Source organism: Pseudomonas sp. RP-B7 (assembly GCF_059803535.1).
On the sequence record NZ_JAPFHC010000017.1, the window covers coordinates 1 to 22177 of the forward strand.

General features: G+C 61.6%; 18 protein-coding genes and 1 pseudogene. 7 read left to right on the forward strand and 12 right to left on the reverse strand.

Annotated elements, in window-relative coordinates:
- The first annotated feature begins 156 nt into the window (after nucleotides 1-156).
- Nucleotides 157-1698, forward strand: coding sequence for an alkaline phosphatase D family protein (locus tag OPU96_RS16650; RefSeq protein ID WP_498559377.1), 1542 nt, complete (start codon nucleotides 157-159; stop codon nucleotides 1696-1698).
- Between the two features lie 147 nt (nucleotides 1699-1845).
- Here the strand turns inward: OPU96_RS16650 and OPU96_RS16655 are convergent, their stop codons facing one another.
- Nucleotides 1846-4371, reverse strand: coding sequence for a PepSY domain-containing protein (locus tag OPU96_RS16655; protein WP_498559378.1), 2526 nt, complete (start codon nucleotides 4369-4371; stop codon nucleotides 1846-1848).
- Between the two features lie 136 nt (nucleotides 4372-4507).
- A complete protein-coding gene (locus OPU96_RS16660) occupies nucleotides 4508-6808 on the reverse strand; it encodes a TonB-dependent receptor (RefSeq protein ID WP_498559379.1) in 2301 nt (766 codons plus the stop codon).
- Between the two features lie 205 nt (nucleotides 6809-7013).
- Between OPU96_RS16660 and OPU96_RS16665 the strand changes: the two genes are divergently transcribed.
- The 3 genes and pseudogenes from OPU96_RS16665 to OPU96_RS16675 all read left to right on the forward strand — a co-directional run.
- Nucleotides 7014-7694 (forward strand): Fe2+-dependent dioxygenase, encoded by a 681-nt coding sequence (locus tag OPU96_RS16665; RefSeq protein WP_192297724.1) that lies wholly within the window; start codon nucleotides 7014-7016, stop codon nucleotides 7692-7694.
- Nucleotide 7695: 1 nt separating this feature from the next.
- Nucleotides 7696-8448: a tetratricopeptide repeat protein gene (locus OPU96_RS16670; protein ID WP_498559380.1), complete on the forward strand. Its 753-nt coding sequence runs from the start codon at nucleotides 7696-7698 to the stop codon at nucleotides 8446-8448.
- A 27-nt stretch (nucleotides 8449-8475) separates the two neighbouring features.
- Nucleotides 8476-8583, forward strand: a pseudogene (locus OPU96_RS16675) (type II toxin-antitoxin system HicB family antitoxin); the annotation flags it as partial.
- Between the two features lie 74 nt (nucleotides 8584-8657).
- Here OPU96_RS16675 and OPU96_RS16680 read toward each other — a convergent pair.
- The 5 genes from OPU96_RS16680 to OPU96_RS16700 form a co-directional block, all read right to left on the reverse strand.
- On the reverse strand, nucleotides 8658-9821 hold the full coding sequence (locus tag OPU96_RS16680) for a type III PLP-dependent enzyme (protein ID WP_016986476.1): 1164 nt from the start codon (nucleotides 9819-9821) through the stop codon (nucleotides 8658-8660).
- Nucleotides 9822-10295: 474 nt separating this feature from the next.
- Nucleotides 10296-11453 (reverse strand): osmoprotectant ABC transporter ATP-binding protein OsmV, encoded by a 1158-nt coding sequence (locus OPU96_RS16685; RefSeq protein WP_192297721.1) that lies wholly within the window; start codon nucleotides 11451-11453, stop codon nucleotides 10296-10298.
- On the reverse strand, nucleotides 11450-12103 hold the full coding sequence (locus OPU96_RS16690; protein WP_226456494.1) for an ABC transporter permease: 654 nt from the start codon (nucleotides 12101-12103) through the stop codon (nucleotides 11450-11452). The genes OPU96_RS16685 and OPU96_RS16690 overlap by 4 nt, the downstream gene beginning before the upstream one ends.
- 12 nt (nucleotides 12104-12115) lie before the next feature.
- The gene (locus OPU96_RS16695) at nucleotides 12116-13009 is read right to left on the reverse strand and encodes a glycine betaine ABC transporter substrate-binding protein (protein WP_226456493.1); all 894 of its coding nucleotides are present in this window, start codon (nucleotides 13007-13009) and stop codon (nucleotides 12116-12118) included.
- A 20-nt stretch (nucleotides 13010-13029) separates the two neighbouring features.
- A complete protein-coding gene (locus OPU96_RS16700) occupies nucleotides 13030-13746 on the reverse strand; it encodes an ABC transporter permease (protein WP_025856261.1) in 717 nt (238 codons plus the stop codon).
- Between the two features lie 331 nt (nucleotides 13747-14077).
- Between OPU96_RS16700 and OPU96_RS16705 the strand changes: the two genes are divergently transcribed.
- From OPU96_RS16705 to OPU96_RS16715, 3 genes are all read left to right on the forward strand, one after another.
- Nucleotides 14078-15661, forward strand: coding sequence for a peptide chain release factor 3 (locus OPU96_RS16705; RefSeq protein WP_192297717.1), 1584 nt, complete (start codon nucleotides 14078-14080; stop codon nucleotides 15659-15661).
- Between the two features lie 256 nt (nucleotides 15662-15917).
- On the forward strand, nucleotides 15918-16163 hold the full coding sequence (locus OPU96_RS16710; RefSeq protein ID WP_226456491.1) for a hypothetical protein: 246 nt from the start codon (nucleotides 15918-15920) through the stop codon (nucleotides 16161-16163).
- Nucleotides 16164-16260: 97 nt separating this feature from the next.
- Nucleotides 16261-16506, forward strand: a complete 246-nt coding sequence (locus OPU96_RS16715) for a hypothetical protein (RefSeq protein WP_498559381.1) — start codon at nucleotides 16261-16263, stop codon at nucleotides 16504-16506.
- A gap of 114 nt (nucleotides 16507-16620) precedes the next feature.
- Here OPU96_RS16715 and OPU96_RS16720 read toward each other — a convergent pair whose 3' ends face one another.
- The 5 genes from OPU96_RS16720 to OPU96_RS16740 all read right to left on the reverse strand — a co-directional run bounded on the left by OPU96_RS16720 (nucleotide 16621) and on the right by OPU96_RS16740 (nucleotide 22177).
- Nucleotides 16621-17592, reverse strand: coding sequence for a peptide ABC transporter ATP-binding protein (locus tag OPU96_RS16720; protein ID WP_017138288.1), 972 nt, complete (start codon nucleotides 17590-17592; stop codon nucleotides 16621-16623).
- On the reverse strand, nucleotides 17592-18560 hold the full coding sequence (locus tag OPU96_RS16725) for an ABC transporter ATP-binding protein (RefSeq protein WP_192297714.1): 969 nt from the start codon (nucleotides 18558-18560) through the stop codon (nucleotides 17592-17594). The genes OPU96_RS16720 and OPU96_RS16725 overlap by 1 nt, the downstream gene beginning before the upstream one ends.
- A 10-nt stretch (nucleotides 18561-18570) precedes the next feature.
- On the reverse strand, nucleotides 18571-19482 hold the full coding sequence (locus OPU96_RS16730) for an ABC transporter permease subunit (protein WP_105520930.1): 912 nt from the start codon (nucleotides 19480-19482) through the stop codon (nucleotides 18571-18573).
- A gap of 10 nt (nucleotides 19483-19492) precedes the next feature.
- Nucleotides 19493-20503, reverse strand: a complete 1011-nt coding sequence (locus tag OPU96_RS16735; RefSeq protein ID WP_003171721.1) for an ABC transporter permease subunit — start codon at nucleotides 20501-20503, stop codon at nucleotides 19493-19495.
- Nucleotides 20504-20578: 75 nt separating this feature from the next.
- A complete protein-coding gene (locus tag OPU96_RS16740; protein ID WP_498559382.1) occupies nucleotides 20579-22177 on the reverse strand; it encodes an ABC transporter substrate-binding protein in 1599 nt (532 codons plus the stop codon).

A 22177-nucleotide genomic window follows, 5' to 3' on the forward strand; every position in this document is an offset into this window, starting at 1 on the left:
GGCGGTGGGTCAGTCAAAGATGTTCTAACTGACCCACCGCCTTCGCGAGCAAGCCCGCTCCCACCGTTTGATCTTCATTGATCGCAAGGCCTGTGTCATATCCGCTTCATCCCTGCATGTTTAAGTTGCCCTTTTGATATTCAAGAGGGCACCTGCATGAGCCACTTCGATCTCGGCCGTCGCCGCGTGATGCAAGCCGTCGGCGCCGGGTTGTTGCTGCCGGGCCTGGCGCCGGCGGTGATCGCTTCGGTCAAGGACCGCCCGCAACTCACCGATGGCGTGCAGTCCGGCGACCTGCTTGGCGACCGGGCGATGATCTGGAGCCGCAGCGACCGCCCGGCACGGATGGTGGTGGAGTGGGACACCCGCAGCACGTTCGGCAACCCGCGCAAATCCATCTCGCCCCTGGCCGACCATCGCAGCGACTTTACCGCCCGCGTCGAACTCACCGGGCTGCCCGCCGACCAGGCGATCTTCTATCGCGTGCACTTCGAGGACGCCCAGACCGGTGTCGCCAGCGAACCCTGGTTCGGCCACCTGCGCAGCGTGCCGCAACAGCGGCGCGACATCCGTTTTGTATGGAGCGGCGATACCGTTGGCCAAGGCTTCGGCATCAACCCGGACATCGGCGGCATGCGCATCTATGAAGCCATGCGCCTGCGCCTGCCGGACTTCTTTATCCACAGCGGCGACACCATCTACGCCGACGGCCCGGTGCCCGCGCAGCTCGCGGTGGAGGGCGGACGTGTGTGGCGCAACATCACCAGCGAAGCCAAAAGCAAAGTCGCCGAGACCCTCGATGACTATCGCGGCAATTACCGCTACAACCTGCTGGATGAAAACGTGCGCCGCTTCAATGCCGAGGTGCCGCAGATCTGGCAGTGGGACGACCATGAGGTGGTGAACAACTGGTCGCCGAGCAAGCAGCTCGATGAGCGCTACCAGACCAAGGACATCAACACCTTGGTGAGCCGTGCCCGCCAGGCCTGGCTGGAATATTCGCCGATGCGCCGGCAGAGCGCCGACGGCGGCGGGCGGATTTATCGCAAGCTCGGCTACGGGCCGTTGCTGGATGTATTTGTGCTGGACATGCGCAGCTATCGCGGGCCCAACGATGACAACCTGGGCGGCGAAAAAGCCTTCATGGGCCGTGAGCAACTGGACTGGCTCAAGCGCGAACTCAAGGCGTCCACGGCGCAGTGGAAAGTCATCGCCGCCGACATGCCGATTGGCCTGGGCGTGCCGGATGGAGAGGTCAGCACGGGCGTGCCGCGCTGGGAAGCGATCGCCAACAATGACCCCGGCGCACCGCAAGGGCGTGAGCTGGAGATCGCCGAGTTACTCGGTTTTTTAAGGGCGCAGAAGGTGCGCAACCATGTGTGGCTGACCGCCGATGTGCACTACTGCGCGGCGCATCACTACCACCCGGACCGGGCGGCGTTCCAGGATTTCGAACCGTTCTGGGAGTTTGTTGCGGGGCCGCTGAATGCTGGCAGCTTTGGGCCCAATCCGTTGGATAAAACCTTTGGGCCAGAAGTGGTGTTCGAGAAAGCACCACCGGCGCAGAACACCTCGCCGTTTGCGGGATTCCAGTTTTTTGGCGAGGTGCAGATTGATGGGCAGACGGCGGAGTTGACGGTGATTTTGCGCGACTTGGATGGCGTGTCGGTATTCCAGCAAAAACTCCAACCCACCTGATTTGAAACGCGGTTAAACCTGTGGGAGCGGGCTTGCTCGCGAAAGCGGTGGATCGGTGAAATAGGTGTCGACAGAAACACCGTCTTCGCGAGCAAGCCCGCTCCCACACAAGCCCGCTCCCACATGGGGACTTTGGCGCCTAAGAGGTCAGTACACGTCGCGACGGTAACGGCCCTGTTCGATCAACCGCTCCACGGCGTCACTGCCCAGAATATCCGCCAGCGCCTGATCCACCCCGGCCGCCATGCCCTGCAAACTGCCGCACACATAAATCGCCGCACCCTCGGCCAGCCACTTGCGCAGCACATCCGCCGATTCGCGCAGGCGTTCCTGCACGTAGATCTTTTCCGCTTGATCGCGGGAAAACGCCAGGTCCAGCAGCGCCAGATCCCCACTCGCCAGCCAGCCTTGCAGCTCGTCCTGGCAGAAGTAGTCGTGGGCGATGTTGCGCTCGCCGAACAGCAGCCAGTTGCGCTGCTGGCCGTCGGCAATGCGTGCCTTGAGCAGGCTGCGCAGGCCGGCGAGGCCGGTGCCGTTGCCCAGCAGGATCAGCGGCACCGGCGCGTCGGGCAGGTGGAAGCCGCTGTTGCGGCGCAGGCGCAGGCTGATGGCCGAGCCGAGGGCCGCGTGTTCGGTGAGCCAGCCACTCGCCAAACCGAGGCTGCCGTCGGGGTGGCGTTCCTGGCGCACGATCAGCTCCAGCACGCCATCGCTGGCAATCGAAGCAATGGAGTATTCGCGCATGCCCAGGGGCACCAGCGCGTTGACCAGTGCCTGGGCGTGCAGGCCGACCAGATGGGCGCGATGGGTCGGCAGTTGGCGGGTGGCCAGGGCCTGATCGAGGGTGTGCGCGAGGTCGTCGATCAACACGCCGTCGCTGCCGCTCAGGCCGAGGCCTTCGAGGAAGTGTTCGATGGCCCACGGGCAATTGCGCGGCAGCACTTCCACCAGGTCGCCCGCCAGCCAGGTTTGCGGCGATGGCGGGGTGAGGCCCAGCAGGTAGACGCTGGCGCCGACGCTGTCGCGGTTGAGCAGGGTGCGTTGGCTCAGGGTCCAGTTTTCGTACTGCGCCGTTGGCCAGGCGGTGGTGGGGGCGTGGCCGGTCAGTTCGCCGAGTTGCTGGTGCCAGTGGCGCAGGGCGGCGGTGTCGCCGCTGTCGACTTCAACCGGGGCGAAGAGCGCGTTACCGCCCTGATTGGTCAGCCAGAAATGCAGGCGCCGGGCGAACCCACAGAAGTGTTGGTACTGCCGATCACCCAGGGCCAGCACCGAGTAGTTCAGGCCCTTGAGAGACAGGTCCTGGCCGAGCACGCTGCGCTCGAAACCACGGGCGCTGTCGGGCGCTTCACCGTCGCCGAAGGTGCTGACCACGAACAGCGCGTTTTCGGACTGACGCAGGTCGTCCTGGCTGACGCTGCCCAGGGGCTGCACCTTCACTGGCAGCCCGGCGGCCTGCAATTGGCCGGCGGTCTGCCAGGCCAGTTGCTCGGCGAACCCGCTCTGGCTGGCAAAGCCGATCAGCCATGCCGGGGCCTCGCTGCTGTTGGCGCCGAGGTCTTTGCGCGCATCACGCACCTGGCGTTTTTTGCGGCGGCGGTCGAGGTACAGCAGCCAGCCGGTGATAAAGAACAACGGCATCAGCAGCGAGCTGACGGTGAGAATAATCCGCCCTGCCAGGCCGAAATAGCTGCCGGTATGCAGGGCGTAAACGCTGGTCAGCAGTTGGGAACCAAGGGTCTTGCTGGCGTAGCGGTCGTGGGATTTGACCTCGCCGCTGGCCGGGTCCAGGTTGATCTGGTTCAGCGCGCGGTCGTGGGGCGAGTCCTGCAGCAGGTAGTAGACAGTGGCCGGTTGCCCGGCAACGGCTGGCATGCGGATGTTGTAGGCGCTCAAGCCGGGACCGGCGCGACTGTAGATGCTGCTCCACAGCGCGTCGTAGTTGGCGATTGGCGCCGGGCCAGCGGGTGGCGGGCCGCGCTTGCGCATGCGCTCGTTCTGCGGCGCGTCGGAGAGCAGTTTGGTCAGGCCCTGGTTGTACCAGTCGTAGGACCAATACAGGCCGGTCAGCGCTGCCAGCAGGTAGGCCAGCAGGCACCACGTGCCAAATACCGAGTGCAGGTCCCAGTTGAAGCTGCGGCCCTTTTTGCGCCAGTCCAGCGTCAGCCATACCCGCCAGTTCGCCACTTGGCGCGGCCAGCGCAGGTACAGCCCGGACAGGCAGAAGAACACCAGGATCAGCGTGCACGCGCCGGTGATGTTGCGCCCGGTGTCGCCCATCACGAGGAAACGGTGAAATTGCAGCAGGAAGCCGAACACGTCCTGGCCGACGGCGTCGCCCATGTAGGCGCCGGTGTACGGATCGAAATAGCGCATCTGCCCGCGGCGCTCGCCCGGTGGCGGGGTGAAGAACACGCGTGCGGCATTGCCGCTATCGTTTTCCACCCAGAGCATGGAGACGGTCTTGCCTTCGGTGGCTTCAAGCTTGCGCACGAGTTCGGCGGGCGGCAGCACACCGGCTTCGCGTTTTTCCACGCTCAGTACCGTGGGGTTGAGCGCGCGCAGGATTTCATCCTGGAACGACACTGCAGCCCCGGTGATCCCCATCAAGGCCAGCACCAGCCCGGCGCTGATGCCGAAGAACCAGTGCAACTGGAACAGGGTTTTCTTCAACACGTCTGACCGCCTCGTCTATCTGGGTATGTAGGACACGGCGCGCATTATGCCGTGGCTTGTCGAGAAACATTCTGTTCAACACGCAAAAGCCCCACGCATCCGATGCGTGGGGCTTTGTGCTGCGTGAGGCTGTTGCTTAGAAGTGGAAGTTGGTGGACAGCAACGCCGTGCGCCCGGCCGCCTGGTTGGCGAAGTGCGAACCGTAGGCCTTGTCGTAGTAGGTCTTGTCGGTCAGGTTCTGCACGTTCAGTTGCAGGTCGACGTTCTTGGTCAGCTTGTAGCTGGCCATGGCGTCGTAGCGGGTGTAGGACGGTACGTAAACCGTGTTGCCCGCGTCGCCGTAAACATCGTCGACATAGAACGCACCGCCGCCGACGGTCAGTTTTGGGGTGATGGCGTAGGTGGTCCACAGGCTGAACGAGTTTTCCGGGGTGTTCGGCATCTGGTTGCCTTTGTTCGAACCCGCGGTGACGACGCCCTGACGGTTGCCGTTCTTGCCAGGATCAACCAGCTCGGCTTTCAGGTAGCTGTAGCCGGCGAACACTTGCCATTGCTCGGTGATCTTGCCGCTGGCTGTCAGCTCCAGGCCGTCGACGCGAGACTCACCGGCGGTTTGGTAGGTGTTGGAATCCACCAGGATGCGGGTGTTTTTCTTCTCGGTACGGAACACCGCCGCCGACAGGGACAGGCGGTTGTGGAACAGGTCCCACTTGGTGCCCAGTTCGTAGTTGACGGTTTCTTCCGGCTTCATGTCGCTGGTGTTGATGCCGGTCGGAATCGCGTTGCTGTCGACGCCTTCACCGACCAGGCCGCCGGCCGGCGATGCCGAGGTGGCGTAGGAGGTGTAGATGCTGCCGTTTTCCAGCGGTTTCCAGACCAGGCCGGCCTGCCAGTTGAAGAATTGGCTGTCGTCCTTGACCTTGGTACGCCCGGTGGTGGCATTGGTGTTGGCTTCGGTGTCGAAGGTGTCGTAGCGCAGGCCAACGTTCAGCAGCCATTTCGGGTCTAGCTCGATGGTGTCGAACACGTAGGCGGCGCGGCTGGTGGCCTTGGTGTTGGTGCCCATGTAGTTGCGAGCGGTGGCGCCGGTCCAGGCGTCGTCCGGGTTCGGGTTGCCCAGGGAGGTGCAACTGCCGCCGCTGTTGCCGACCATGCCAGGCGTGCAACCGTTGGGCGTCGGGTTGGCGTTCGGCGTCACGGTGTAACCACTGACGCGGGTTTCTTCACCCGTGAACTCCAGGCCGGTGGAGTAGCTGTGCTTGAAGCCCAGGGCCTGGAAGCTGCCGAACAGGTCGGTCTGGTTGGTGGTGGTCGTGGTGGTGGAGACGCGGGTGTTGGCACGACGCCATACGGTGCCGTATTTGTTGACGTTGAGCTTGCTGTCGTCCGGCTGGGTGAGGATGTAATCCTGGCCGGTGCTGCCATGACGCAGGGTGTTTTTCAGCGTCATGCTGTCGCTCAGATCGTGCTCGATGGAGATCGTGCTGATGTCGGCGCGGGTCTTGCGGAAGTCGCGATCCTTGAGGCCATAGAAGTTGCTGCTGTCGCCGCCGTCGGTGGGTTTGTCATGGCCATGGGTGGTGGCGCTTGCCGAGCCATAACCGTACGGAATGCCCGAATCCGGCAGGTCGTTGCTTTCCATGTGGTAGTAGCTGAGGTTGACGCGGGTCGGGGTGCCCAGGCCAAAGGTCAGCGACGGGGCCACGCCCCAACGGTCGTAGTTGACCGCGTCGCGGCCGGCGACGTTTTGTTCGTGGCTCATCAGGTTCAGGCGGAACGCGGCGCTGTCGTCGAGGAACTGGCGGTTGACGTCAAGCACATAGCGGCGGGTCTGGTCGGAGCCGTAGGTGAAGCCGCCGTTGGTGAAGTCCCGCGCTTGTGGGGTCTTGCTGACCAGATTGAGGCTGCCACCGGCCGAACCACGACCGCCGAACGAGGAGTTCGGGCCTTTGCTGACTTCAATCGACTCAATGTCGAAGATCTCACGGCTCTGGCCGCCGGTGTCGCGCACGCCGTCGAGGTAGGTGTCGCCCTGGGCGTCGAAGCCACGGATGAATGGACGGTCGCCCTGGGGGTTGCCGCCTTCTCCCGCGCCGAAGGTGATGCCCGGTACGGTGCGCAAGGCATCTTGCAGCGAGGTGGCGCCGGTGTCCTTGAGGACTTGCTGTGGCACCACGGTGACCGAACGCGGGGTGTCTACCAGCGGCGCGGTGTACTTCTGCGACGAGGCTTTTTCGACCTGGTAGGAGGTCTGGTCCTGTTCTTCGCCGGTGATGCTGGTGGCGCCCAGGGAGATGGTGTTGCGCTCGCCTTTTTGTTCAGTGTCTTCGGCCGCTTGCGCCAATTGGGCGGCAGAGCTGGCGGTAAGCGCGACGCCGATGGCCGAAGCCAGCAGGCGCGGTGAACTGGCAGGTGTTTTTATTGAAGTGCGCGACATGACGTGTCCTTTCCCCAAGGATGTGAGGCGGCGGAATATAGGGTGAACACGACTTTCTATCAATTGCGATACATTGCTAATTGCATTGAATTTACATTCTTTACACTTTTTGCTTACGGTTTTTACGATCTCATCCGTCAACGGCGTTTTACAGGCTTGATAAGAATCAATACCATTGGCGCCTCTCTGCATTCAGGTACTGCCCATGTTGCTGCACATCCCCGGCCTGTTCTCTCGCGAGGAAGTGCAGCGCATTCGCCAAGCCCTGGAAAGCACCGATTGGGCCGACGGTAAAATCACCGCCGGGCACCAGTCCGCCAAGGCCAAGCACAACCTGCAATTGCCCGAAGGCCACCCGCTGGCCAAGGAAATCGGCGCGGCGATGCTTGAGCGCTTGTGGAAAAACCCGCTATTTATGTCAGCGGCGTTACCGCACAAGGTCTTCCCGCCGCTGTTCAACTGCTACACCGCCGGCGGCAGTTTCGATTTCCATATCGACAACGCCGTGCGCCAGGCCCGGGGTAGTTTTGAACGGGTGCGTACCGATTTGTCGTCCACCTTGTTCTTCAGCGACCCGGAGGAATATGACGGCGGCGAGCTGGAGATCCAGGACACTTTCGGCCTGCAACGGGTAAAACTGCCGGCCGGCGACATGGTGCTGTACCCCGGTTCCAGCCTGCACAAAGTCAACGCCGTGACCCGTGGCGCACGCTACGCCTCGTTTTTCTGGACCCAAAGCCTGGTGCGCGAAGACAGCCAGCGCACCCTGCTGTTTGAAATGGACGGCGCGATCCAGCAATTGACCGCCGATGTGCCCGACCATCCGGCGCTGATCCAGCTCACCGGCACTTATCACAACCTGTTGCGCCGCTGGGTCGAGGTCTGACATGGGCTTCTTGCTGCGTCGCGAAGAAGTGCTCAACGTCGAACAACTGCAATCGATGCTCGACGATTCCCCGGTACGCGCCGCCCAGGCGATCCTGATGGCGGCGAAAGAAGGCGTGGTGGATGCCCAGGCGCTGCTCGGGCAAATCCTGCTGGAAGGCCGAGGCATTGCGCGGGATGAAGCGCTGGCACTGTGTTGGTTCCGGATCGCGGCCCAGGGCGGGCACCTGATGGCGCGCAATATGGCCGGGCGGTGTCTGGAACATGGTTGGGGCTGCGCGGCGGATGAAGCGGCAGCTGCGCGGGAATACCGCAAGGGCGCCGAGGCCGGGCTGGATTGGGCCCAATACAACTACGCCAATCTGCTGGCGACCGGGCGCGGTGTTGCAGAGGATCAATCGCAAGCGCTGAGTTTTTATCGCCGGGCAGCTGAGCAAGGTCACGCCAAATCGATGAACCTGCTGGGGCGTTATCTGGAAGACGGCCGCTTCTGCGCACAGGATCTGGAGGCTGCCGTGGATTGGTATCGCCGTTCAGCCGAAGGCGGAGATTTTCGCGGGCAGTTCAGCTACGCGGCGGTGCTGGCGGACAGCGGCCAGGTCGATGCGGCGCTGGAGTGGTTGCGCAAGGCATTGGCGGGGGGCAATTTGAAGTTTTTACGCACGGCGTGCAAGGCATTGGCTGCGGCGAATGATGCGCAGATTCGCGCAATGGCCGATGCATACGAGGCGCGTGCTACACAGCTAACTCTGTAAACACCGGCTGTGGCGAGGCCGGCATAACCGGAACACCTGTTACAGCGCATCGATGAGCGCGTGCAAAAGGACCATCGCTACGCCTCGCGATCAGGCTTTTTGGCGACGGCGGCGTTGCGTGAGTTATCGGCTTAGCGGAAGCAAAAAAGCCCATGACACGTCATGGGCTTTTTTTCTTGTAGCTTGCGGCTAAAAACTAACCGCTGCTCTTAAACGTAGAAGGATTTCAGTGGCGGGAAGCCATTGAACTCAACCGCGCTGTAGCTGGTGGTGTACGCACCGGTCGACAACCAGTACAAACGATCACCGATCGCCAGGTTCAGCGGCAGGCCGTACTTGTAGTTTTCGTACATGATGTCGGCGCTGTCGCAGGTAGGACCGGCGATGACCACTTCTTCCATCTCGCCTTTCTTCTCGGTCCAGATCGGGAACTTGATGGCTTCGTCCATGGTTTCGATCAGGCCGGAGAACTTGCCCACATCCGTGTACACCCAACGCTCGACGGCGGTACGGGATTTACGTGCAACCAGGACCACTTCGCTGACCAGGATGCCGGCGTTGGCGATCAGCGAACGGCCCGGCTCCAGGATGATTTCCGGCAGGTCGTCGCCGAAATCTTCCTTGAGGAAGCGGATGATTTCTTCGGCGTAGGTTTCCAGGCTGTTGGTGCGGGTGATGTAGTTGGCCGGGAAGCCGCCGCCCATGTTGATCAGCTTGAGGTGAATGCCGTCTTCTTCTTTCAGGCGCTCGAAGATCACTTTGACCTTGGCGATGGCAGCGTCCCACACGCTGATGTCGCGCTGTTGCGAACCGACGTGGAACGAGATGCCGTAAGGCACCAGGCCCAGGTCACGGGCGAGGATCAGCAGGTCCATGGCCATGTCGGTCTGGCAGCCGAATTTGCGCGACAGAGGCCAGTCAGCCGTGGTCGAGCCTTCGGTGAGGATACGCACATACACTTTCGAGCCCGGCGCGGCCTTGGCGATGTTGCGCAGGTCGGCTTCGGAGTCGGTGGAGAACAGGCGCACGCCCTTCTCGTAGAAGTAGCGGATGTCCTTGGATTTCTTGATGGTGTTGCCGTAGCTGATACGGTCGGCGCTGACGCCACGGTCCATCACTTTATCCAGCTCGTAGATCGAGGCGATGTCGAAGCTCGAACCCTTTTCTTTGAGCAGGTCAATGATCTCGACAGCCGGGTTGGCCTTGACCGCGTAATAGACTTTGGCGAATTCGAAACCGGCGCGCAGGTCGTCGTAGGCCTGGCTGATCATCGCGGTGTCGATCACCACGAACGGGGTTTCTTGCTTGTCGGCGAACGCCTTCATTTTGTCAAATGTGGCGCGCGCGAAATAATCTTCGACCTGGATCGACATGCTGGGAACTCCTAAGGGCAAACTAGATTGATCAATGGGTGCAAATGAACGTCCTCCGTATCCCCACTTTGGTTCGCCTACTTCCCAAGGCATGTCGCCGAAAGCAAAAAGGCCATGGGATCTACCGCTTCCCTTGGCCTTGCTGTCTCGTCGTCAGTACTTGAGCCGGATGGATCGTTTCCAGCATGGACGTTCGGCGCGAACTTTAGGGCGTGAGGGGCTTGAGATCAACTAAAAATGTCGCGTTTTTGCACGCGTTCGTCGCGAGCACCCGTGCAGCTACTTATGTAACCGACAGGTGTGACGGAATGATGTTCCCCGGATGGGGCAAATTGAGGTGTTTCAGACACAATAGAGATCCAATGTGGGAGCGGGCTTGCTCGCGAAAGCGGAGTGTCAGTCGATAGATGTTTGACTGATACACCGCTTTCGCGAGCAAGCCCGCTCCCACAGTTTTGACCGAGTGGTGTCAGGTCAAGCCAGTGCGGTTTCGGCAGGCGAAACGATACTGGTCTTGCCACCCCGGGACTTACCGGAACTCAGGTACTCGGCAATCGATTCCTGGGTCACTTCCCCAAGGAACACCCGCTCCGCATCCATCACCGGTAACCACGAGCGATTGAACTCGTACATGCGCGACAACAGGATGCGCAAATGTTCGTCATACGCCGCCGTGGCGTTGAACTCGCGCAGGTATTGGCCGCAAGTACCGCTCTGGCGGTGCAGGTCGCGACGTCGTACGTACCCCAGTGCCTTGTTCTCGGCACAGGTCACCACCACGTAGCGGCGGTCGTGTTCGTCCATCAGTTCCAACGCGTCGGCCACTGGGGTTTCCGGGCTCACCGACGGGGCGTTGTCCGCCGCGTCCTCGGCTTTGACCAGCAGCAGGCGCTTGAGGGTGCTGTCCTGGCCTACGAAGTTGCTGACAAATTCGTCGGCCGGGTGGGCGAGCAGGGTGTCCGGGTGGTCGATCTGCAACAGCTTGCCGGCGCGGAAGATGGCGATCTTGTCGCCCAGCTTGATGGCTTCGTCGATGTCGTGGCTGACCATGATCACGGTCTTGTTCAGCGCACGCTGCATCTCGAAGAACTCGTTCTGGATCATCTCGCGGTTGATCGGGTCGACCGCGCCGAACGGCTCATCCATCAACAGCAACGGCGCATCGGCCGCCAGCGCACGGATCACGCCGATCCGCTGTTGCTGGCCGCCCGACAGTTCACGCGGGTAGCGGTGCAGGTACTGCTTGGGCTCCAGCTTGATCATGCTCATCAATTCGCGGGCGCGGTCGTGGCATTTCTGTTTGTCCCAGCCGAGCAGTTTCGGCACGACCACGATGTTTTCCTCGATGGTCATGTTGGGGAACAGGCCGATCTGCTGGATCACATAGCCGATGTTGCGACGCAGGGTCACTTCGTCGAGGTCGGTGGTGTCTTCGCCGTTGATCAGGATCTTGCCTGAGGTCGGCTTGATCAGGCGGTTGATCATTTTCAACGTGGTGCTCTTGCCGCAACCCGAGGGGCCGAGGAATACGCAAATTTCGCCTTCGTTGACGGTCAGGCTTACATCGTTCACGGCGGTGACAGTCTTGCCGTTGCTTTGGAAGGTCTTGGACAGGTTTTGAAGTTCGATCATTTGAGCAATCCTTTTGGAGTCAGCGAGCGTTGCAGCCATTGCAGAAGCAGGTCGGCGAAGATGGCCAGGAGACTGACCAGCACGGCGCCGACGATCAGCATCGACATGTCGCTGCGGCTGATGGAAGCCAGAATAAGTACACCCAGGCCACCGGCGCCGATGGTGGCGGCGATGGTCATGACACCGATGTTCATCACCACGGCGGTGCGCACACCGGCGAGGATCACCGGCACGGCAATGGGCAACTCGACCATGCGCAGGCGCTGGCCGAAGGTCATGCCGATGCCTTTGGCGGCCTCGCGAATGCCCGGTTCCACGCCCGTCAGGGCCAGGTAGGTGTTACGCATGATCGGCAGCAGGGAATAGAGGAACACGGCGGTGATCGCCGGCATTGGCCCCAGGCCCTGGCCGAATTTGGAGTAGAACGGCAGCAGCAGGCCGAACAGGGCGATGGACGGCACGGTCAGCAACACCGTGGCGCTGGCTTGCAAGGGGCCTGCGAGGCTCGGAAAGCGCGTCATCAGGATGCCCAGGGGCACACCGATCAGGATCGCGAGGATCACGGCAATGCCGACCAGGGTGATGTGCTGCCAGGTCAGATGCAGGACTTGGGCCCAATCAAGATGGGAAAAGGCGTTCAGGAATTCCATGTCTTCTCCTCTTTAGTTGAGCGGATGCTGGCGCAGGAAATCGGCGGCAACAGTGGACGGGCTTTCGTGGTCGACATCGACCCGCGCATTCAACTGGCGCATGGTTTCATCGTCGAACAGTGCAGCGAGCGGTTTGAGGTCGGCGGCCAGTTGCGGGTGGGCGTCGAGATAAACCTGACGTACCACGGGCGCTGCGGTGTAGTCCGGGAAGTAGTGCTTGTCGTCCTCCAGCAGCTTCAATTTGAACGCGTTGAGGCGACCGTCGGTGGTGTAGACCAAACCGGCAAACACCTGGCCGTTACGCAGCGCGGTGTAGACCAGGCCGGCGTCCATTTGCCGGGTGTTCTTGCGGGTCAGGTTCATGTCGTACAGCTTGACCATGCCGGCCAGGCCGTCGGAGCGGTTGGCGAACTCAGTGTCCAGGGCCACCAGGCGATGGGCCTTTGCATCGTCCGCCACGGCTTGGGTCAGGTCGCTGATGCTGTTGATCTCGGGATGCTCGGCGGCCACTTTTTCCGGCAGTGCCAGGGCGTAGGTGTTGCTGAAGCGCGATGGGGAGAGCCAGACCAGGCCTTTTTTCGCGTCGAGTTCTTTCACTCGGGCGTAGGACTGTTCGCTGTCGAGCTTCTCGTCCACGTGGTTGTAGGCCACCAGCGACACGCCGGTGTATTCCCAGATCAGGTCCAGTTGCCCGCTTTCCTGGGCACTGCGCGCCAGGTTGCTGCCCAGGCCGCCGGTCACGCGGGTGTCGTAACCCTTGGTGCGCAGGTACTGGGAGGTGATTTCGGCAAGCAGGGTCTGTTCGGTGAACACCCGGGCGCCGATGCGGATGACCGGTTTTTCAGCGGCTTGCGCAATGCCGGCGAGCAGCAGGACACAGCCTAATATCAAGCTAAGTTTTTTCATGTCGATTCCTTTGCCAAGCCTTAAGACGGACGCAACCCGCGTTCCAGCCAGAGGCGGCTGGCCATGGTCACCAGACCGTCAAGCAGCAATGCCAGCAACGCGGTGCACGCGGCGCCAAGCAGCAATTGCGGCTGATTGTTCAGGGCGATGCCAGGGAAAATCAGGCTGCCCAGGCTGTTGGCGCCAATCAGGAACGCCAGCGGTGCGGTACCGACGTTGATCGCCAGGGCCACGCGCACGCCGCCGATGATGATGGGCACGGCGTTGGGCAATTCCACGCGAAACAGCACCTGGCGCGGGGTCATGCCGATGCCGGTGGCAGCTTCTTTCAGGGAACCCTGGACGTTTTTCAGGCCTTCGTAGGTGTTGCGCACGATGGGCAGCAGGGAGGCAAGGAACAGCGCGAAGATCGCCGGGCCGCTGCCGATACCGAGGACGCCGAGGGCGATGGCCAGGACGGCCAGGGGCGGGACGGTGTTGCCGATGTTGAAGATCTGCATGAAGCGTTCTGCGCGCCCGACCATGTTCGGTCGGCTGAGCAGGATACCGGCGGGGATGCCCACAACGAGGGCGGCCAGCATGGAGACTAGAACGAGGATCAGGTGTGCTTGCAGGTAAAACAACAAATCGTCGCGGTACAGTTCGATCGTGTTGATGCCGATCCAGTGGACCAGCAGGGCCAGGAGCGCGACGACAACCGCACCTCCTATCAGCCCTTTGCCATAGCGAATAGCCACAGGCGGACTCCTTTTTTTCTTCTGTCGGCGAGCACATTCCTTCGTGGCATGCCATTCCTGGCTGTCGGCGAATGTGGTCGCGAAAAGCAGCTCGTCTATACCGGCAACGCGGTATCAATCCGAGCCATGAGCGCAGCCTCGTCAGGCTAACTTGCTGATTTATCAGCCCCTGTTCCGAGTGCGGTAGCAGGGGAGTGGACGTCTCGACCTTTTAAAAGGTTCCATACTTGGCAGCATTTAGCCACCCCCAATCGGGTGAACGGTGGTCCGGTGGCTGGGGTTTGCGCTATACTCGCCGCCCTTTTTTGACTCACCTGCCAGGCGATTTCCCATGACCCACCAGGCCGCCGAAGTCGCGAAACGCCGCACTTTCGCCATTATTTCCCACCCCGATGCCGGTAAAACCACCATCACCGAGAAGCTCTTGCTGATGGGCAAGGCAATCGCGGTGGCCGGCACGGTGAAATCCCGCAAATCCGACCGCCATGCCACCTCCGACTGGATGGAAATGGAAAAACAACGGGGTATTTCCATTACCACGTCGGTCATGCAGTTCCCGTATCGCGAGCACATGGTCAACCTGCTCGACACCCCGGGCCACGAAGACTTCTCCGAAGACACCTACCGCACCCTGACCGCCGTGGACTCGGCGCTGATGGTCCTCGATGGCGGTAAAGGCGTCGAGCCGCGCACCATCGCGCTGATGGACGTGTGCCGTCTGCGTGACACGCCGATCGTGAGCTTCATCAACAAACTCGACCGCGACATCCGCGACCCAATCGAGCTGTTGGATGAAATCGAAGCCGTCCTGAAGATCAAGGCCGCGCCGATCACCTGGCCGATTGGCTGCTACCGCGACTTCAAGGGCGTGTACCACCTGGCCGATGACTACATCATTGTCTACACCGCCGGCCACGGTCACGAGCGCACCGAAACCAAGATCATCGAGAAACTCGACTCGGACGAAGCCCGCGCCCATCTGGGTGACGAGTACGACCGTTTTGTCGATCAACTGGAGCTGGTGCAGGGCGCTTGCCACGAGTTCAACCAGCAGGAATTCCTCGACGGCCAGCTGACCCCGGTGTTCTTCGGTACGGCCCTGGGCAACTTCGGTGTTGACCACGTACTCGACGCGGTCGTCGACTGGGCGCCGAAGCCGTTGGCCCGTGTGGCCAACGAGCGCACCGTGGAGCCTGTGGAAGAGAAATTCACCGGCTTTGTGTTCAAGATCCAGGCGAACATGGACCCCAAGCACCGCGACCGCATCGCCTTTATGCGCATCTGCTCCGGCAAATACGAAAAAGGCATGAAAATGCGCCACGTGCGGACCGGCAAGGACGTGCGCATCGGCGACGCCCTGACGTTCTTCTCCTCCGAGCGTGAACAGCTCGAAGAAGCCTACGCCGGCGACATCATTGGCCTGCACAACCACGGCACCATCCAGATCGGCGACACCTTCACCGAAGGCGAAGCGCTGGGCTTCACCGGAATCCCGCACTTCGCCCCGGAACTGTTCCGTCGCGTACGCCTGCGCGACCCGCTCAAATCCAAGCAGCTGCGCCAGGGCCTGCAGCAGCTCGCGGAAGAGGGCGCCACCCAGGTGTTCTTCCCGGAGCGCAGCAACGACATCATCCTCGGCGCCGTCGGTGTGCTGCAGTTCGATGTAGTGGCCAGCCGCTTGAAAGAGGAATACAAGGTTGAGTGCTCGTATGAGCCGATCACCGTGTACTCCGCGCGCTGGATCGATTGCAGCGATAAGAAGAAGTTGGAAGAGTTCTCCAACAAGGCCGTGGAAAACCTCGCGGTGGACGGCGGTGGGCACCTGACCTACCTGGCCCCGACCCGGGTGAACCTGGCGCTGATGGAAGAGCGCTGGCCGGATGTGAAATTCCGCGCGACCCGCGAGCACCACTAAGGGCTGAGCGGTAAAGAAAGGGTGAAGCTGTGATGGCTTCACCCTTTTTCATGCCCACACAAAACCAACGGTGGGAATGGGCTTGTGTGGGAGCGGGCTTGCTCGCGAATGCGGTGGATCAGCCAGCATAGCTGTGAATGACACACTGCATTCGCGAGCAAGCCCGCTCCCACATTTTGGTCTTCATCAGGCTTGGGATTGGCGAGAACCGTACATCGGGTCTAGTTTTTACCCAACGACTGAGAAGGAGACCGCTGTGTCGAGTGTCAAACATGCCATCCGTCTGGTCCTGCTAACAGGCCTGTTGCTCCCCACCGCACACGCCCAGGCTGATGCCGGAACGCCCCAGTGGAAAGACACCGGCCCCGTCACCAAGCGCAAGCAACAAGAGGTCAACTCCGGCAGCTGGCAGCCCCAGGCCCAGCCCGCGCCCAAGGAAGACGCCGAAAACCCCTATAACGAAGGGGAAGACAGCGAAACCTACGATGACGGCGATACCTGACAGGCGATTGGCGTAAACCTCGGATCGCAACTAGCTTGAATCACAGCGCCAGTTGAACGCTGGCGCACGTGACTCACTGACTGGACGGAAATCGACCATGACTACCTTTCAACGTTTAGTGCTGCTGCTGAAAGTGCTGGTGCTGTTAACGCTGGGTACCACCACCGCATGGGCCAATACCGCGGTGCAAAGCCAGGCGCCCGGGTTTGTGGCGGTGAAGCACTTGCAGCTGGCCCAGAGCGAATCGGAAGCCGGTGACAAAGGCCAAGGCGGCTCCGAGGATGACGACGACCAACAAGCCCCACCGGATGACGATGACAGCGAAGGCGACAGCGATACCTGAGTCGAGACGAAAAAAAGCCCCACCTGCCGGACTGATGCGCAATCCGACGGGTGGGGCGGTAGAACTCCTGTCATGCCCTGGGCTTAATCAGCCCAGGGCATTTTTGTTGCGATCTCACGCCACGAATTGCTCCGCGTAGTGGCAGGCCACCTGGCGGTTATCCAAGGCCCGCAGTTGCGGCTCCTCGCTGCTGCAGCGTGCGGTCGCGTACGGGCAACGCTTGTGGAACGCGCAGCCCGGCGGCGGGTTCAGCGGGTTGGGCAGTTCGCCGACGATCTTGATCTTCGGCTTGTTCGGGTCCGGGTGGATGGTCGGGGTGGCCGACAGCAGCGCCTGGGTGTAGGGGTGCAAGGGGCGTGCGTAGATGTCTTCCTTGGGGCCGACTTCCACGGGGCGGCCGAGGTACATCACCATCACGTCATCGGCAACGTGCTGCACCACCGCGAGGTTGTGGGAAATGAACACGTAGGCGGTGTTGAATTCCTGCTGCAGATCCATGAACAGGTTGAGCACCTGGGCCTGGATCGATACGTCCAGCGCCGAGGTCGGTTCATCCGCCACCAGCACTTTCGGTTGCAGCATCATCGCCCGGGCCAGGGCGATGCGCTGGCGCTGGCCGCCAGAGAACATGTGCGGGTAGCGCTGATAGTGCTCAGGGCGCAGGCCCACTTGCTTCATCATCGCCTGCACTTTCTCGCGGCGTTCGGCGGCGGACAGGTTGGTGTTGATCAGCAGCGGCTCGCCCAGTTGATCGCCGACTTTCTGCCGTGGGTTCAACGACGCGTACGGGCTCTGGAACACCATCTGCACGTCTTTGCGCAATTGCTTGCGCTGGGCCTTGTCGGCGCCGGCGACTTCCTGGCCGGCGATTTTCAGCGAGCCTGAAGACGGTTCCTCAATCAGCGTGAGTGCACGGGCCAGGGTGGATTTGCCGCAACCCGACTCGCCCACCACGGCGAGGGTCTTGCCGGCCTCCAGCTCGAAGGACACGCCATTGAGCGCGCGCACCAACGCGTGGCCCTTGAACAGGCCACGGGACACTTCGTAGTGACGGGTAAGGTCGCGGGCGGTAAGAACGACGGCCATTACGCCACCTCCTGGTTCAAGGGGTAGAAGCAGCGCGCAAGGCTGTTGGTTTTCGGGTCCAGCCCAGGTCGCTGGGCGCGGCAGGCGTCCTGCACATACGGGCAGCGCGGCGACAGCAGGCAGCCCTGCGGACGGTCATAACGACCGGGCACGATACCCGGCAGCGTGGCCAGGCGCGTGGCACCGAGGCTGTGCTCGGGGATCGCCTTGAGCAGCGCTTCGCTGTACGGGTGCGCCGGGATGTCGAACAACTGCGGCACCTGGCCGACCTCTACAGCCTGGCCGGCGTACATCACGCACACGCGCTGGGCGGTTTCAGCCACCACCGCGAGGTCGTGGGTGATCAGCACCAGGCCCATGTTCTGCTCTTTCTGCAGGGCCAGCAGCAGCTCCATGATCTGTGCCTGGATCGTTACGTCCAGCGCAGTGGTCGGTTCGTCCGCGATCAGCAGTTTCGGCTCGCCGGCAATTGCCATGGCGATGGCCACGCGCTGGCTCATACCGCCGGACAGTTGGTGCGGGTAGGCATCCATACGGCTGGCAGCGCCCGGGATTTCAACCTTTTCCAACAGCTCGATGGCACGCTTGCGCGCTTGTTTGCCGGACATTTTCAGGTGCAGGCGCAGCACTTCTTCGATCTGGAAACCCACGGTGTAGCTGGGGTTCAGCGCGGTCATCGGGTCCTGGAACACCATCGCCAGGTCTTTGCCGACGATCTGCCGACGCTGGCGGTTGCTCAGCTTGAGCATGTCCTTGCCGTCGAAGTTCAGGGCGTCGGCGGTGACGATGCCGGGGTGCTCGATCAGGCCCATCAGCGCCATCATGGTCACGGATTTACCCGAACCCGACTCGCCAACGATGGCCAGTACCTCGCCTTTGTCGACGGAAATGTCGAGGCCATCGACCACCGGCACGGCGGTCTTGTCGCCGAAGCGCACATTGAGATTCTTGATTTCTAACAGTGACATGGGAATCTCCTCAGGCGGCGTTCTTGAGTTTCGGGTCCAGCGCATCGCGCAGGCCGTCGCCCATCAAGTTGATTGCCAGCACGCTGAGCAAAATGGTCAGGCCCGGCAGGCTTACCACCCACCAAGCGCGTTCGATGTAGTCACGGGCCGAAGCCAGCATGGTGCCCCACTCCGGGGTTGGCGGTTGTACGCCAAGGCCAAGGAAGCCCAGCGCCGCAGCGTCGAGGATCGCCGACGAGAAGCTCAAGGTGGCCTGCACGATCAGCGGCGCCATGCAGTTGGGCAGCACGGTGATGAACATCAGGCGTGGCAGGCCGGCGCCAGCGAGGCGCGCAGCGGTCACGTAGTCACGGTTGAGTTCGCCCATCACCGCGGCGCGGGTCAGACGCACATAGGACGGCAGCGAGACGATGGCGATGGCAATCACGGTATTGATCAGGCCTGGGCCGAGGATCGCGACGATGGCCACGGCCAGCAGCAGCGACGGCAGGGCCAGCATGATGTCCATCAAGCGCATGATGGTCGGGCCGAGCAAGCGCGGGAAGAACCCGGCGAACAGGCCCAGCAGGATGCCCGGGATCAGCGACATCACCACCGACGACAGACCGATCAGCAATGACAGGCGCGAGCCCTGGATCAGGCGCGAGAGCAGGTCACGGCCGAGTTCGTCGGTGCCGAGCAGGAACTGGATCTGCCCGCCTTCCAGCCACGCCGGCGGGGTCAGCAGGAAGTCGCGGTATTGCTCGCTCGGGTTATGCGGCGCGACCCAGGGGGCAAAGATCGCGCAGAACACGATCAGCAACATGAACGCCAGGCCGGCAACCGCGCCTTTGTTCTTGGAAAAGGCTTGCCAGAATTCTTTGTACGGGGACGGATACAGCAGGCTTTGATCGACTGCTGACACGGGAGTAGGTGTGGTCATGGTCTTGATCTCAGCGCTGGTGACGGATGCGTGGGTTGGCGAAGCCGTAGAGGATGTCCACCACGAAGTTCACCAGGATCACCAGGCAGGCGATCAGCAGGATGCCGTTTTGCACCACCGGGTAGTCCCGTGCGCCAATGGCTTCGATCAGCCATTTGCCGATGCCGGGCCACGAGAAGATGGTTTCGGTCAGGACCGCACCGGCCAACAGCGTGCCGACTTGCAGGCCGACCACGGTCAGCACCGGGATCAGCGCGTTGCGCAGGCCGTGGACGAATACCACGCGCGCCGGCGACAGGCCCTTGGCCTTGGCGGTGCGGATGTAGTCTTCACGCAGCACTTCGAGCATCGACGAACGGGTCATCCGCGCAATCACCGCCAGCGGGATGGTGCCCAGCACGATGGCTGGCAGGATCAGGTGGTGCAGCGCGTCCCAGAAAGCGTCCGGCTCGTCAGCCAGCAGGGTGTCGATCAGCATGAAGCCGGTGCGCGGCTCGATGTCGTAGAGCAGATCGATCCGCCCGGACACCGGGGTCCAGCCCAGGCTCACCGAGAAGAACATGATCAGGATCAGGCCCCACCAGAAGATCGGCATCGAATAGCCCGCGAGGGAGATGCCCATCACCCCGTGGTCGAACAGCGATCCTCGCTTCAAGGCCGCGATCACCCCGGCCAACAGGCCCAGGATACCGGCGAACAGCAGGGCGGCCATGGACAGTTCCAGGGTCGCCGGGAAGAGGGCGGTGAATTCAGTCCACACGCTGGTGCGGGTACGCAGGGATTCGCCGAGGTCGCCTTGGGCGAGCTTGCCAACGTAATCCAGGTATTGCGCATACAGCGGCTTGTTAAGGCCGAGGCGTTCCATTGCCTGTGCGTGCATCTCGGGGTCGACGCGCCGCTCGCCCATCATGACTTCGACGGGGTCGCCAGGGATCATGCGAATCAACGCAAACGTGAGCAACGTTATGCCGAAAAACGTGGGGATCAATAACCCCAGTCGGCGGGCAATAAAACTAAACATCTTGTCGTGTACCTCAATCAGCCGGTTAGGCAGGTCCGGCACCGTCAGTGTCGACGGCGCCGAGCGTTTTTCTTATTACTTCACCTGGGTGGTGGCGAAGTTATTGGTCGTCAGAGGACTTTGGATATAACCCTCGACGTTCTTGCGCATGGCGGTGAACATTTTCGGGTAAGCCATGGGAATCCACGGTTGGTCCTTGCCGAAAACGTCCAGTGCTTGTTCATAGAGTGCAGCGCGCTGGGTCGGTTCAGCATCGGCGCGGGCCTTGTCGATCAAGTCTTGAAACTCTTTGTTACACCAACGGGCGTAGTTTTCGCCGTTTTTGGCTGCATCGCAACTCAGGTTCGGCGTGAGGAAGTTATCCGGGTCGCCGTTATCCCCCGCCCAGCCGGCGGACACCATGTCGTGCTCGCCATTTTTAGCGCGCTTGAGCATTTCGCCCCATTCCATAACTTTGATATTCACTTTCAGGCCAATCTGCGCGAGATCTGCCTGCATGCGCTGGGCGCCGAGCATCGGGTTGGGGTTGGTCGGGCCGCCACCGTTACGGGTGAACAGGGTGAACTCAGTGCCTTCCGGCACACCGGCTTCCTTGAGCAGGGCACGTGCCTTGTCCAGGTCGCGGGGTGGGTTTTTCAGCTTGTCGCTGAAACCCAGCAGGGTGGGTGGATACGGACCGGTGGCATCGACGGCATTGCCTTTGCCATACAGGGATTCGTTGTAGCCCTTCTTATCGAACGCGATGTTGATCGCATGACGCACCCGCGCGTCGCTCATGTACTTGTGGGTGGTGTTCAGCGCGGTGTAGGCGGTGGTCATCGCCGCCAGTTCCGCCACCTTCAGGTTCGGGTCGGCCTTCATGCTCGGCACGTCATCCGGTTTCGGATACAGCGCGACCTGGCACTCGTTGGCCTTGAGCTTCTGCAGGCGCACGTTGTTATCGACGGTGATTGCCAGGATCAGCGGGTTGGCTGGCGGCTCGCCACGGAAGTAGTCCGGGTTGGCTTTGAAGCGCACCTGGGCGTCTTTTTGATAGCGGGTGAAGATAAACGGGCCGGTGCCGATCGGCTTGGCATTCAGGTCATCGGTCTTGCCGGACTTGAGCAACTGGTCGGCGTATTCGGCGGAGTGAATCGAGGAGAACGCCATGGCCAGGTCGGCCAGAAAGGGGGCTTCAGGACGGGTCAGGGTAAAGACGACAGTATGATCGTCGATCTTTTCTACGCTCTTGAGCAGTTCCTTGAAGCCCATGCTTTCGAAGTACGGGTAGCCCACGTTGGACTTTTTATGCCACGGATGATTCGGGTCCAGCTGGCGCTGGAAGCTCCAAAGCACGTCGTCGGCGTTCATGTTGCGCGTGGGTTTGAAGTAGTCGGTGGTGTGGAACTTGATGTCGTCACGCAGATGAAAGGTGTAGGTCAGGCCATCGGCGCTGATCTCGGGCAGGGCCTTGGCCAGCGCGGGGATCACTTCGGTGGTGCCGGGCTTGAAGTCCACCAGGCGGTTGAACATGGTTTCGGCGGCGGCGTCAGCGGTCACGGCCGTGGTGTACAGGACCGGGTCGAAACCTTCCGGGCTGGCTTCGGTGCAGACCACCAGCGGTTTGGCCGAAATGCCGACGGCCACGCTCAACAACGCGGCAGCCATGGCGGCTTGGAGTGGGAGCATTTTCAT

Coding starts and splice junctions, on each gene's coding strand:
- OPU96_RS16685 (WP_192297721.1), bottom strand. CDS start 11,453: ATGATCGAACTTCAAAACCTGTCCAAGACCTTCCAAAGCAACGGCAAG.
- OPU96_RS16670 (WP_498559380.1), top strand. CDS start 7,696: ATGGGCTTCTTGCTGCGTCGCGAAGAAGTGCTCAACGTCGAACAACTG.
- OPU96_RS16705 (WP_192297717.1), top strand. CDS start 14,078: ATGACCCACCAGGCCGCCGAAGTCGCGAAACGCCGCACTTTCGCCATT.
- OPU96_RS16660 (WP_498559379.1), bottom strand. CDS start 6,808: ATGTCGCGCACTTCAATAAAAACACCTGCCAGTTCACCGCGCCTGCTG.
- OPU96_RS16725 (WP_192297714.1), bottom strand. CDS start 18,560: ATGTCACTGTTAGAAATCAAGAATCTCAATGTGCGCTTCGGCGACAAG.
- OPU96_RS16680 (WP_016986476.1), bottom strand. CDS start 9,821: ATGTCGATCCAGGTCGAAGATTATTTCGCGCGCGCCACATTTGACAAA.
- OPU96_RS16695 (WP_226456493.1), bottom strand. CDS start 13,009: ATGAAAAAACTTAGCTTGATATTAGGCTGTGTCCTGCTGCTCGCCGGC.
- OPU96_RS16730 (WP_105520930.1), bottom strand. CDS start 19,482: ATGACCACACCTACTCCCGTGTCAGCAGTCGATCAAAGCCTGCTGTAT.
- OPU96_RS16665 (WP_192297724.1), top strand. CDS start 7,014: ATGTTGCTGCACATCCCCGGCCTGTTCTCTCGCGAGGAAGTGCAGCGC.
- OPU96_RS16735 (WP_003171721.1), bottom strand. CDS start 20,503: ATGTTTAGTTTTATTGCCCGCCGACTGGGGTTATTGATCCCCACGTTT.
- OPU96_RS16715 (WP_498559381.1), top strand. CDS start 16,261: ATGACTACCTTTCAACGTTTAGTGCTGCTGCTGAAAGTGCTGGTGCTG.
- OPU96_RS16720 (WP_017138288.1), bottom strand. CDS start 17,592: ATGGCCGTCGTTCTTACCGCCCGCGACCTTACCCGTCACTACGAAGTG.
- OPU96_RS16690 (WP_226456494.1), bottom strand. CDS start 12,103: ATGGAATTCCTGAACGCCTTTTCCCATCTTGATTGGGCCCAAGTCCTG.
- OPU96_RS16740 (WP_498559382.1), bottom strand. CDS start 22,177: ATGAAAATGCTCCCACTCCAAGCCGCCATGGCTGCCGCGTTGTTGAGC.
- OPU96_RS16650 (WP_498559377.1), top strand. CDS start 157: ATGAGCCACTTCGATCTCGGCCGTCGCCGCGTGATGCAAGCCGTCGGC.